Source organism: Cylindrospermum sp. FACHB-282 (assembly GCF_014697195.1).
In the GTDB taxonomy this organism is placed as follows: domain Bacteria; phylum Cyanobacteriota; class Cyanobacteriia; order Cyanobacteriales; family Nostocaceae; genus Cylindrospermum.
Genome location: NZ_JACJRJ010000023.1, coordinates 41,846 through 54,908, shown reverse-complemented (window position 1 = coordinate 54,908; position 13,063 = coordinate 41,846). Strand labels below are relative to the sequence as shown.

The window sequence follows — 13,063 nt, the reverse complement described above, 5'->3', positions numbered from 1 at the left end:
GGGAGAGTAATGGCGATTGGTAATGCCTACTCCCACTCTATTTTTTTGTCTATTTTTATTTTAGGGAAATATGCAATGACGCCAAGCACCCGCTGGAAGCAAACATATCATTTACAGCATTTTTCAGGTAAATGAAGTACACGGGTAGGGGCACAACAATGTTGTCTACGATAATCTATACCTCACCAAGTTGCAATCTGCTGTATATAGGATTAAGGCAGTCAAAAAATAAAAATAAACAATAGTAAATTTTAAAAAAATGCCAAATTGGCAACTACAATCAAATTAATTCAGTTATCTTAAATTAGACAAGCAAATTCAAGGGAGTTGTTAAGCGGTTTACCAAATTAGCAAGCGACTCTTGTACAGATTGTCTAGCAAGTGATCATCAGGGACAGGAAAGCACACTTTTTTATGAGTTCTACACTATTGACTAGGTAAACAAGTATTAATAATTAGGCTATAACATTTGCTGCAATAGGAATAATAAATCTGTATAGGCTTTGTTGGTGATGTAGCCCCCCTAAGTAACAGCCAGTGTCTATAAATATTCCTGAGCGCTCCAGTAGCAAATGATAGAGTGGGAGATAAATGGCGATTGATAATGCCTACTCCCACTCTATTTTTTTATAGCGGAAACCACAACCCCCTGTAGAAACTTTGAATGCAACGTCTTTTGTGGCCTAATATATTCAAATTTTCGCGCTTCGTTGTTATTCAGCCTAGAAATCAATTTCCTCCTCTTATAGTCAAGAAAGTTTTTCTTCCTTCCAACTTTACTAGGACTTACGCACCGTAGGAATTTACCATCTTTTAGGCTTTTTTAATGCCTTAGGAAACTACCTGTAGGGTGCGTTCCCTAACGCACGAATCATAATTTTTAATGACACAAACCATACCCCATATTTGCTATTTTCTGTCCCTTAAGTCCTATTTACATAAAAAACTAAATAATTTGAGAAATGTTTTCCTTAGTCCACTTGAGAGGAATATAGCCGCATCTAAAATATTAAGAGCAGCCATTGTCAGTTTAGCTAAACAAAGTAAGCTCAATAAAATGAGAGCTAAGTCTCTTTATGGTATAGATATAGATAGAACATGATTTTGAATAAATAACTCCTTACTAACCTATCAGCCGCAAGTGCAATATCTAAAGACGAAAAATGTCAAAATTGAAAAACCGGCTGCTGCAAAAAATACGCCGCTAATGCCGCCAAAAGCAAATGCTATACCCATCAATAACGGCCCTAAAGTTTGCCCTAATCCAAAAAATGTGCCATTGACTGATATCACCGTTGCTAAATATTCTCTGGGTGCGATATCTGCTAATAGTGTTTGAATACTCGGAAAGCCGATTCCTAAACCTATACCAAAAATTGTTGTGGGGATTAATAGAAACCAGAGACTTGGCATCAAGGGAACAATTAACAAGGCTAGAGCATATAAAATATAAGATGTACTAATTAAAGCTGTGGGTTTATATCTTCTGGCTAATCTGCCTAACTGGGAAGATGTAATTGTAATTGCTACAGAAACACTAGAAAGTATGATGCCAATTGTGGCTGGTGGTGCTTTGAAGATATCGTCAATTAGTTGTGGTAAATATGTGACGTGAGCACCATACAGCAAGAAGAAGTTAGCGGTACTGGCAATAAATAGCCCAAATAACTGCCGATTTTTGAGAACCTTTCCTGCGTTGGTTAAATATAGTTGAAGATTGCGATCGCCTTTTGGTTCCTCATTTTTGAGGGCAAACAACACCAGAAACCCTACTGGAATGGCTACTAGAGGCAGCATAAAGGGGTAATTCCAGCCGAGTGTAGCTAATGCGCCACCAATTAACGGATAACTTGCTGTACCGACACTACCAACGCTGGAACTGTAACCCATTGCGGTAGTGCGTCTATCTCCTGTATATAAATCGCCAATTAAGGTAATACTCAGCGACATTAATGAAGCTACGCCAATTCCTTGCAGCAATCGCAAAAATAATAATAAGTTAAAATCACCAGCAAAGGCGCAAGCTGTCCCCGCAATGCTAAATAAAAATAGAGAAGGAACGATAATTCTTTTTCTTCCCCATCTATCGGCAAGGAGACCAATAACAGGCCCTAATACCAGTGATGGTAATGTAAAGGCTGTAATCAATAACCCCAAATTTTTTGGGTTGATATTTAAGGCTTTAGCTAAGTTAGGAAAAGCCGGAGTTACGCTAGAGACTCCCATAACAGCAATTAGTGTAACTGCACAAATAATTTGAAAGTTAAGTTCTTGGTAAATTGGTTTATGGCGCTCAAATTTATTTTTATCTTCTGGTAAATGCATGATATTTTTTAGGTAGATAAATTACTGATCAGAAAATTCCCTTAAACCACACAAAGCGTGTTCATCTGTGGCTTTAAATGGACATCAACGACGGAATTTAAATATGCATTATCCAGAAGTTTTGTAGAGACGTTCCCTGAAACGTCTCTACATTGTTTCCAGAAATGTCTAATGATTAACCAGGATTATGGACAAAAATCAATTGATGACTGTTTTAAGCAGCAACTTTTTCTTCAAGGAGTTTAAAAGTGTTTTTGCTAGCACCACAAATTGGACAACACCAATCTTCGGGAATATCTTCAAAAGCTGTACCGGGTGCGATTCCGGAATCAGGATCGCCAACAACAGGATCATAAATCATGCTGCATTGTCTGCAAACCCATTTACGAGTTGCGGGATCAACACCAGCGACTCTTGTTGTTGCTTCTCCACCGTTTAATTCTACTAAAGCTTCGCTGTAGCGATCAGCGTGGTAATTTTCGATGAATTTGAGCAAGCCAAAACGGTGTGCTGCTTCTCGAAATGTGTTGGCATGTTCGGTAGATTCTTGAACTTGCTTGAGAAATTCTTCGGCTGCGGGATTGTCGCGATCGCTTTGAGCAGCAGCGGCAAACTCTGGATACATGGTAGTGTATTCATAGGTTTCGCCTTCAATTGCTAAAGATAAGCAGCGAGAAACGATTTCCTTTTTTTGCTCTTCTGTTAAAGCTTCTGGATTTTCAACAGCTAATTCTGGATGTAACAATTCAAAATGTGCAAAGGCGTGTTCGGTTTCTTGATCGGCTGTTTCTTTAAAAAGTTTCGCCAAGTCTTTAAAACCCAGTTTACGCGCTACTTCTGCAAAAAATAGATATTTCCGATTGGCCATCGATTCACCACCGAAGGCTGATTCTAAGTTTTGGAGTGTAGTAAAGTTTGACAAATCCATAATTCGTGTTTTTGAACTGTTATTTGGTGGATCGAAACAGGTTTTACAACCAGGTTAATGAGCTTATTTCTCAATAAGTTAGACACGCTGTATTAAACGTGTCTAATCTCAAATTTATTCACCCGGTTTGTTAGCTCGTCTGGGACAATTATAAAACCGAAAACCTTTTAAAGATTACTAATTTTTATTCCGGATTTATTTCAATTCGTCTGAAGTTCTAAAAATGGGTAATCGGTGTATCCTGTGGCATCTGGAGCGTAGAATGTCTTGGAATCCGGGGTATTGAATTGCTTGTCAAGTTGCAGACGTTTTGGTAAATCAGGATTGGCAATAAACAGCTTGCCAAAAGATACTAAATCTGCATCACCACTGGTGAGGATATTATTTGCTTTTGGGCGATCATATCCACCATTAGTAATTAAAGTGCCTGTGAATATTTTGCGGAATAAAGGTGTAGTGGGGTTGATGACTTCGCGGGTTGCTAAATCAATTTCATTCGGTTCCATTAGGTGGAGATAGGCAAGTTCAAAGGGGTTGAGAGCAGCGATCGCATAACTAAAGGTATCTTTTGCCTGAGAGTCTTGCATTCCGTAGAAGGTGTTACTGGGCGAAAGCTTTATCCCGACACGGTTTCCGCCCCAAACACTAGCAACAGCGGCTACTACTGACAACAAAAATCGGCAGCGATTCTCAATTGAGCCGCCATACTCATCAGTGCGTTGGTTAGAACCGTCTTGCAGAAATTGATCAATCAAATAGCCAAAAGCACCGTGGAGTTCGACGCCATCAAAGCCAGCAGCTAAAGCATTTTCTGCACCTTGGCGGAATTGCTCGACGATTTGGGGAATTTCTTCAGTTTCCAAAGCGCGGGGGGTTTCCAGTGATGCCTTACCCGCTGGTGTGTGCAAAGAACCAATTCCGGCGATCGCACTAGGAGCAACTGGTAACTCTCCACCAAGCAAAGCTGAGTGAGAAACTCGCCCAGAATGCCATAGTTGCAGAAAAATTTTGCCCCCTTGTTGATGAACAGCGTCAGTTACCAAGCGCCAGCCAGCCACTTGTTCTTCTGTGTAAATTCCTGGACAATTCATGTATCCCAAGCTCAGGGGGGAAATCATTGTACATTCAGTCACAATTAGTCCGGCGCTGGCTCTTTGGGCGTAGTAAGTCGCCATCAACGAGTTAGGGATATTGTCAATTGCCCGTAACCGAGTCATTGGTGCCATGACAATGCGGTTGGGGAGGGTGTAAGGCCCAAGTTGAACTGGTGTGAAAAGATTGGTATCAGAATTCACTTATTTTATCTCCATTAGTAGATGCCAATTAGTTAAGCATTGGACTTCGGCAAAAATCGCCAAAAAGCTTAATTTGGTGAACTATACTTCACGAAGGTTAAATTTACAGTTTGCTGCTGTAAGGAACCTTGCCATCATGAGTTGCTTCTAAATAGTGAGGGTTTTTGGGTGGACTCAAGCGATCGCGAATTGTCCCAATGACGATATATAAAATCGGCACCACAAACAAACTCAAAAAAGTAGCAATAAACATCCCGCCAAACACAGCCGTACCAAGTGATTGGCGACTTGCAGCCCCTGCACCTGTGGCAATTACTAAAGGAAAAATACCCAACAAAGTAGAAAAGGCAGTCATCAAAATTGGTCGTAAACGTTCTTGCGATGCTTGCACTACCGCTTTAGTAATGGGTAAACCTTGCTGTTCTCGCAATTGGTTGGCAAATTCTACAATCAGAATTGCATTTTTGCTCGCTAGACCAATCAGCATCACCAGACCAACCTGACAAAATACATCATTAGTCAGTCCCCGCAATGACTGGGATAACAGCGCCCCCATGATCGCTAGGGGAACTGACAGCATAATAATCAAGGGGTCAACATAATTCTCATACTGTGCAGCCAGCACCAGAAAAACGAAAATAAGCCCCAAGCCAAAAATCACCGGCGCTTGACCACCAGACTGTTGCTCTTCAGCAGTCAAACCCGACCATTCATAGCCCATACTCACTGGTACAAGCTCATGAGCGAGTTTCTCCATTGCGGCGGTTGCTTGTCCAGAACTAAAGCCAGGAGCAGGGGAACCGTTAACTTCAATCGAGCGGAATAAGTTGTAATGATTGATGGTTTGTGCTCCAGTCGTGGGAGTAATTTTGACTAGACTGCTTAGAGGAATCATCTGATTAGTCTGAGAACGGACATACAACTGACCGATATCTTCAGGGTTAGAGCGAAACTTAGCATCTGCTTGGACATATACTCGATAAGTCCGAGAGAGGAAATTAAAGTCATTGACATATCGCGAACCCAAATTATTTTGTAGGGTTTTAAAGATATTGTCTATTGGGACTTGTAGTGCTTTGGCTTGATTGCGGTCTACTTCAATCAACATCTGGGGTGTATTGGCGGTAAAAGTGCTAAATACAGCTTGCAATCCTGGTGTTTGATTTCCGCGCTGCATAATCTGCCCCATCACTTCCAGCATGGCGTTTAAGCCGCTGGTGCCGGATCTGTCTTGTAACTGAAATTGGAAACCGCTAAAACTGCCTAAGCCGCGAATTGCTGGCGGATTTACAGGGAAAACTCTTGCTTCTGTAATTGCCGATAGCGATCCTCTCAATTTACCAATAATTGCCTGGGCTGACTGACCTGGGTTTTGACGGTCGTCCCAGGCTTTGAGGGTGGTAAAAATTATGCCGCTATTGGCAGTATTGCCACTAAAACTAAAGCCACCAATGGCGAAAGTACCTAAGACTTCTGGCAATTTCAGGATTTCCTTTTCCACCTCAGCCATGACTTTGCTCGTATAGTTGAGGGAAACCCCTTCTGGTCCTTGAACAATGGTGATGAAATAGCCTTGGTCTTCGTCTGGGAGAAACCCTGTAGGGACATTGATATAAAGCCAGCCAGTCAGACCCAAGGAGAGGATAAATAGGGTGATGATGATCGCTTTAATTTTAGTGAGGAAATTTAGCGATCGCTCATATCCTCTCTGCATAGCATCGAGAAACCTGTTAATCTGACCAAACACCCAGCCAAATACACCCTTCGGTTTGGGTCTTTGACGCAGCAATAAAGCTGAGAGGGCAGGGGTTAAGGTGAGGGCGAGGAAGGTAGAAATGGTGATCGAAAATGCGATCGTTAGCGCAAATTGTTTATAAATTTGTCCTGTAGAACCGGGAAAAAATGCCACCGGCACAAACACAGCCATCAGCACTAAAGAAGTGGCAATTACCGCCCCAAATAGCTCATGCATTGCCGCCGAAGCAGCCTGACGCGGCCTCATCCCTTCATCTTGAACTAAACGCGAGATATCTTCCACCACGATAATCGCATCATCAACCACCATCCCAGTAGCTAAGGTCAAACCAAATAAGGTCAAGGTGTTGATCGAAAACCCAAAAGCTTTCACAAAGGCAAAGGTACCAATCAACGACAACGGAATAGTGATCACAGGAATCAGGGTGGTGCGCCAGTCTTGCAAGAAAATAAAAATTACCAAGACCACCAGCCCAATTGACTCCATCAGGGTTTTTAACACTTCCGCCAGAGACTCTTCCACAACCAGAGTTGTATCAAACGCCACCTGATATTTCATCCCTGGCGGAAAGCTTTTTGACAGTACCGCTATGTCCGCTTTCACAGCTTTAGCAACATCCAAGGCATTACTTCCGGGTGTACCATAGATCCCTACCCCCACACCCTCATTGCCCTTAAATCGCAGGAACGAGCTATAATTTTGAGCACCCAATTCCGCCCGACCCACATCTCTCAGCTTAATCAAACTGCCATCAGCACCTGTTTTGATCACTAAGTCATCAAACTCCGCAGGTTCTGTCAGCCTACTAATTGCCTTCAAGTCAAGTTGGTACATCTGACCATCAGCTGATGGCTGCTGTCCGATTTGCCCAACACCAACTTGTAAGTTTTGTTCATTGACTGCATTGATCACATCATCAGCAGTCAGGTTGCGGCTAGCAAGTTTATTGGGGTCAAGCCATAGGCGCATAGCATAGCGACGTTCACCAAAAATCCGCGCCTCGCTCACACCTTTGATTCTTTTCAGGTTATCTGTAATGTAGAGATCGGCGTAGTTGCTTAAAAAGACGTTGTCGAATTCTTTGTTATCACTGTACAGACCGATTGCCAAGAGAATGTTGTTAGACTGCTTACTAACAGTGACACCAGTTTGCTTCACTGTATCTGGCAACTGCGGTTCGGCTATGGACACGCGGTTTTGAACATCGACCGCTGCAATATCTTTGTTCTTGGATGCGTCAAATGTGACTGTAATCGTACTGCTGCCATCATTACTGCTGCTCGAAGTCATGTATTTTATGCCTTCGACGCCGTTAATCTGGCGCTCTAAGACAGTTGTAATCGTATTTTCTACAACTTCAGCACTAGCACCGGGGTAATTAGCATTAACAATAATTTGTGTCGGGCTGATCTCTGGATACTGTTCTGTAGCCAGGGTGGGGATACTGATTGCTCCTACCAGCAAAATGACGATAGCGCAGACACTGGTAAATACAGGTCGCCTAATAAAGAAGTCAACAAACATGGTAATTGGTAATTGGTAATTGGTAATTGGTAATTGGTAATTGGTAATTGGTAATTGGTAATTGGTAATTGGTAATTGGTAATTGGTAATTGGTAATTGGTAATTGGTAATTGGTAATGTTTTTTTGCTTTTTCCCTATTAACTATTACCTATCACCTATTACCTATCACCTATTACCTATTACCTATCACCTATTAACCTATTACCCATTACTCAGGAACTACAGGAACACCATCCCTGAGGTTTAGCAGCCCTGAGACAATGATTTTCTCCTCTGGCTGTAATCCTTCGAGAACTTGGTAATTATTACCTGTGATCCCGCCTAATTTCACCCGCTTTTGCCGAGCCACGAGTTGGGAAACGCCTTGAGGAGATTTTTCTGTTTGCGTTAGATAGACAAAAGTTTCCCCAGCCACGCGAGACACTGCTGTTGTGGGAATCAAAACTCCAGAACGCTGACTCCAAATAACTCTAGCCTTCACCAATTGATCTGCCCGCAACTCACCTTGAGAATTGTTATAGAGTGCTTTAAGCTGTATTGATTGTGTACCATCGGCGACATTAGGAGAAATGAAAGATACTTCACTAATACCCAGGCTCTGACCTTGAGCGTTCATCACTTCAACGGGTAATCCCTTACGCAATTGAGGCCCCCGCTCTAGTGGTACAGAGATATTGACTTCTAAAGGTCGATTTTGAGTGATAGTAATTAATGGTATGGAAGTATTAACGAAATCACCTACTTTGGCGGGGATATTGCCGACTGTGCCACTAATGGGAGCAGTAATTTTGTAGTACTGGAGTTGGACTTGTTGTTCCCTACTATTGGCATCGGCTTGCTGTAAGGATCTTTCTGCCTGGGATATGGTAGCTTTCTGTGCTTGAATCCTGGCATCAATTGCACCAAGATTAGCCCTAGCTGTAGCGAGTCTGTTAGCATACTGATCCTTGGTTTGTCGAGATACAGCCCCTTGGTCAGCCAGCTCAGAATATCTTTTGTACTCCTGCTGGTTCAATTGCACATCAGCAATGTTGGATAGCCGATCAGCTTCTAGCGATTTGAGTGTAGCACGGGCATTCTCCAGTTGAGCTACAGCCGCCTGACCAGCAGCATTGATACTGCTGACTGCTGCTTGTTGCCGTCTTGAGTCTATTTGGAGAATTGCCGCTCCTGCTGGGACTACATCTCCTGACTTGACAAATATTTGGCTAACTTGACCCTCAATTCTTGGCTTGAGTTCTACTGAACGCCGGGACTCTAGCTTGGCAATAAACTCTGAACTATCCTCAATTGTGCCTGTTTCCACAGTCGATAGTTTTACTCTGACTCCTGGAGGTTGAGCATTTACAGGTGCTGAATTACTAGGAGAGAGCAACCGCCAAGCTATACCTGCTCCCCCCCCCATCAATAGTATTGTTGCTAACAATAACCAAAGCCACCGCCGTGGCTGGGGAGGTGGCTCAAATAAGGGCTTTGGAAGATCGTTGCCAAAATCAGTTTGCGATTCAGGGGATGTCATAGCTTACAAATAACCTAAGGAAGAATTTTACTTAAACTCTATCGGGATTTTATCTTTTGATATTTAAATTACTAATTAAGTATGAGGCATTTAAGCAATTTTTGTGCTATCTCATATAAATTTACTGTTTTTATGGTTTTTTAAAATCTACCAAAAGGTGAATTATATTTAGCCTGCTGCAAAAAAACTTTTCCCTGACCCTTAAAGAGGTCGATAGGCAACAAACCAGATCCGATTAATTCCCTCTGGAGACTAGTGAACCTCTGACACTGGGAATATTTACTCCGTAAGGCTTATATGATTATTTCACAACTTAAATAGAACCGCCATATCAAGCATATCTAACTGTTCCTTTTCAGCGCCTACAGTCAAAATTGCGCGATTTAACAATGATTTAGTCCGGCTATAAAACCAAGTAGACTGATCAATTGAGGCAAATTCATGTTCATTTTTTGCGGAAAATGTTCTAATCTTGCGACTTGAGAAAACTATTTATATATCTATAGTAGATAATACGACCTTCCCAAAGATTTGATACAAGGGAGATGCTTGTCTTCGGAGCTTTTGTTCAATGGAAATAGGGCATCAGCCAAAATTAGAGACAAAATATCATAACCATAAGTAAAAATACTGCCTTTTTCGGCTTATTTGTGTATTTTTGAGCAATTTCAGCCTTGTTTTATTTAGATATCTGCATTAGAATAATTTTCAACCAATGGATCAGCTTATCAGGTATATTTAGGCAATGCTGCCATCGCACTGGATACAAATCCTCTGGAAGCTAATTAGGGATTTTCTCAGAATTTTAGTTAAAGTAGGGTCTTTGGGAATCGGAGTGTTATCAATGCAGTTAAAGTCCAAACCCATAGAAGAAGGGGATAAAAGGAAGCCAGGACGGCAAAATCCATCGCGAGTTCGGGATCACTTGGCCAATGAGCGTACTTACTTAGCTTGGATGCGAACTGCGATCGCACTTTTGGGTTTTGGTGTCGTCATTGTCCGTTTACGCGCCTTCCAATTACCTCAAATACCCCATCCTGGCACCGGCTGGAAATTAGGTTTAGTCTTCTCTCTAGTGGGTTTAGTCACGGTTTGGTTCTCTACAGCCCATTATTTCGGTGTTCGCCGTGATATCGAAGAAGATACTTATGAACCGACAGACCGCTGGGTACTCTTCTTCAGTCTGGCTATTATGATACTTGGCTCTGGGGTAGTTTATTTTGTCTTCACCACCCCCCTAGTTATTTCCAAAGAATATTAAATCTGTTTTCAAGAAAACCAAATAATTTCCTAAATTTAATAAAAAATGTAGACATGACTCTTTTACTCTAAATTGAGCTATTCACATTCACCACAAAAAATTAAAAGTTACTGTAATTGGCAGAGTAAAAGATGATCAATAAACCCCAGTTCCAACCTGCTTACTCCGTTGAAACTATAGAACCAGACAACCTATTTCTTGTATCCGAGAGAGAGGCAATTTGTCTGCAAGATCGCCTTTCTTGTCGTGTAGCTTCTTTACTACGTGATGGTCATCTTAGCCTTGACGAAATTATTGACATAATTCAACTAGAACGACTGCAAGAAAAAGAATTTTCTCAGGAAACAGCCGACTTTTTTCAGAGTCTTCTCGATGTCAGTATTAAAACCCAGTATGCCCTATTTCAAATGGAACAACAGGGCTATCTGGTAGAACAAGATGACTCACTACCCTCCCACCTAGCCATCTTCTGTCATCATCTCAACATTAGTTCCACAGTCGCGGCTCAACGATTAAAATCAGCTACAGTCGCAGTCAAAGTCCTAGGTTCTCTTCCTAGCGACAACTTCATAACCATCCTCAAATCCCTGCATATTCAAATAGCTGATGCAGGAGATATCACAGTAGTTTTAACAGACAACTACCTCCACCCTCAGCTAGAAGAATTTAATCAACAAGCACTAAAGTCTCAATCTCCCTGGATGCTAGTCAACCCATTGGGAACAATAACCTGGATAGGGCCTATATTTCATCCCCAGAAAACAGGGTGTTGGCAATGTTTGGCACACCGATTAAGGGATAATAGACCCGTTGAAAGATTTATCCAAAAACATAAACAAATTTCCTTATCCCCTCCCTTAGGGTTTCTCGCTTCTACAGTGCAAACAGCCCTCGGAATGGCAGCTACAGAAGTTTTTAAGTGGATTGTCCAAGGCGGAAACCGGCAATTAGAAGGGACTTTATTAACATATGATACCCTCACCCTCCAAACCCAAAACCATATCCTCGTTAAACGTCCCCAATGTCCTAGCTGTAGAGAGCTGATTAATGGATGGGAAAACACGCCCCTACCCGTTGTTTTAGGACACCGCAAGAAAACTTTTACCGCAGACGGAGGACATCGTTATTGTTCACCCCAAGAAACTTTAAGAAAATATCAACACCATATTAGCCCTATTACGGGCATTGTCCGAGAACTGCAAAAAATCCCAGGAAATGGGTTAACTCATACTTATGTAGCCAAGCATCATTTCCTCAGCATCTTTGACGATTTAGACAGCTTACGCCAAAACATCGGGGGTAGAAGCGGAGGCAAAGGTAGGACTGATAGCCAAGCCAGGGCTAGCGGTTTCTGTGAAGCTATTGAAAGGTATTCTGGCGTATTTCAGGGAGATGAAATCAGACACAAAGGCAGTTACCAACAGATGGGGGACAAAGCAATTCACCCCAATGCATGTATGAACTTCAGCCCACAGCAATACCAGAATCGACAACAATGGAATACCGAGTCTAAAGGTTGGTTTCAAAAAGTCCCAGAACCCTTTGATACAGAAACAGAAATCGAGTGGACACCAGTTTGGTCTTTAACCCACCAAGAATTTAAATATTTGCCAACAGCTTATTGCTATTATGGCTACTCCCCATCCCACCCACCAGACTGTTGGGCAGACTCCAATGGCTGTGCCGCAGGTAATACCCTCGAAGAAGCTATTCTCCAAGGATTTATGGAATTAGTTGAACGGGACTGTGTAGCATTGTGGTGGTATAATAGACTGCCAAAAACTCAGGTAGATTTAGACAGTTTCAATGAGCCTTATTTTCAAAACCTGAAAGATTATTACCAAGCTATTAACAGAGACTTGTGGGTACTAGATATTACTAGTGACCTGGGTATTCCCGCTTTCGCTGCTATTAGTCGCCGAGGCGATCGAGAAGTAGAAGATATTATCTTAGGATATGGTGCCCATTTTGACCCAAAAATTGCCCTGAGTCGAGCTTTAACCGAGGTTAACCAAATCCTACCTAATGTTCTCAGAGCTACAGAGGATGGTAAAACTCAATATCCCCCATCTGCCGATTCTCTAGCTCTAGATTGGTGGAAGTCTGCAACTTTGGCAAACCAACCTTATCTGCTTCCTGATGCTCAGAGTGTACCCAAAGCTAGTGCTGATTATTCACAACTAGCAAGTGACGATCTTCTTGAAGATGTTAGACTTTGTCAAAAAATCGTCGAGAAAAATGGACTAGAAATGCTAGTGTTAGATCAGACTCGTCCTGATATTGGACTGAGAGTAGCCAAAGTAATAGTGCCGGGAATGCGCCATATGTGGAAACGCTTAGGTTCAGGACGGCTTTATGAGGTTCCTGTAAAAATGGGTTGGTTGTCAGAGCCTCTGACAGAAGAGGAATTGAACCCCTATCCCATGTGGATGTAAATTACACTGAAAACTGAGT

At 42.1% G+C, this 13,063-nt stretch carries 7 protein-coding genes; 2 read left to right on the top strand and 5 right to left on the bottom strand.

Annotated elements, in window-relative coordinates; genetic code table 11:
- Window positions 1-1,131: 1,131 nt before the first annotated feature.
- The 5 genes from H6G32_RS13660 to H6G32_RS13640 all read right to left on the bottom strand — a co-directional run bounded on the left by H6G32_RS13660 (window position 1,132) and on the right by H6G32_RS13640 (window position 9,348).
- Window positions 1,132-2,325: an MFS transporter gene (locus H6G32_RS13660; protein ID WP_190459074.1), complete on the bottom strand. Its 1,194-nt coding sequence runs from the start codon at window positions 2,323-2,325 to the stop codon at window positions 1,132-1,134.
- A 214-nt stretch (window positions 2,326-2,539) separates the two neighbouring features.
- Window positions 2,540-3,253: a rubrerythrin family protein gene (locus H6G32_RS27200; RefSeq protein WP_190459072.1), complete on the bottom strand. Its 714-nt coding sequence runs from the start codon at window positions 3,251-3,253 to the stop codon at window positions 2,540-2,542.
- Window positions 3,254-3,453: 200 nt separating this feature from the next.
- Window positions 3,454-4,548 carry an alkene reductase gene (locus H6G32_RS13650; RefSeq protein WP_190459070.1) on the bottom strand — a complete coding sequence of 365 codons (1,095 nt, stop codon included), beginning with the start codon at window positions 4,546-4,548 and terminating at the stop codon, window positions 3,454-3,456.
- 103 nt (window positions 4,549-4,651) lie between these two features.
- Window positions 4,652-7,828 (bottom strand): efflux RND transporter permease subunit, encoded by a 3,177-nt coding sequence (locus H6G32_RS13645; protein ID WP_190459067.1) that lies wholly within the window; start codon window positions 7,826-7,828, stop codon window positions 4,652-4,654.
- Window positions 7,829-8,037: 209 nt separating this feature from the next.
- Window positions 8,038-9,348: an efflux RND transporter periplasmic adaptor subunit gene (locus H6G32_RS13640; RefSeq protein WP_190459065.1), complete on the bottom strand. Its 1,311-nt coding sequence runs from the start codon at window positions 9,346-9,348 to the stop codon at window positions 8,038-8,040.
- Between the two features lie 844 nt (window positions 9,349-10,192).
- On the opposite strand from H6G32_RS13640, the gene H6G32_RS13635 reads away from it, so the two are divergent.
- Complete coding sequence (locus H6G32_RS13635; RefSeq protein ID WP_190459139.1) at window positions 10,193-10,609, top strand: YidH family protein; 417 nt, start codon at window positions 10,193-10,195, stop codon at window positions 10,607-10,609.
- A 131-nt stretch (window positions 10,610-10,740) separates the two neighbouring features.
- Window positions 10,741-13,044 carry a TOMM precursor leader peptide-binding protein gene (locus H6G32_RS13630; protein ID WP_190459063.1) on the top strand — a complete coding sequence of 768 codons (2,304 nt, stop codon included), beginning with the start codon at window positions 10,741-10,743 and terminating at the stop codon, window positions 13,042-13,044.
- Window positions 13,045-13,063 lie beyond the last annotated feature (19 nt).

Coding starts and splice junctions, on each gene's coding strand:
- H6G32_RS13660 (WP_190459074.1), bottom strand. CDS start 2,325: ATGCATTTACCAGAAGATAAAAATAAATTTGAGCGCCATAAACCAATT.
- H6G32_RS27200 (WP_190459072.1), bottom strand. CDS start 3,253: ATGGATTTGTCAAACTTTACTACACTCCAAAACTTAGAATCAGCCTTC.
- H6G32_RS13645 (WP_190459067.1), bottom strand. CDS start 7,828: ATGTTTGTTGACTTCTTTATTAGGCGACCTGTATTTACCAGTGTCTGC.
- H6G32_RS13640 (WP_190459065.1), bottom strand. CDS start 9,348: ATGACATCCCCTGAATCGCAAACTGATTTTGGCAACGATCTTCCAAAG.
- H6G32_RS13635 (WP_190459139.1), top strand. CDS start 10,193: ATGCAGTTAAAGTCCAAACCCATAGAAGAAGGGGATAAAAGGAAGCCA.
- H6G32_RS13630 (WP_190459063.1), top strand. CDS start 10,741: ATGATCAATAAACCCCAGTTCCAACCTGCTTACTCCGTTGAAACTATA.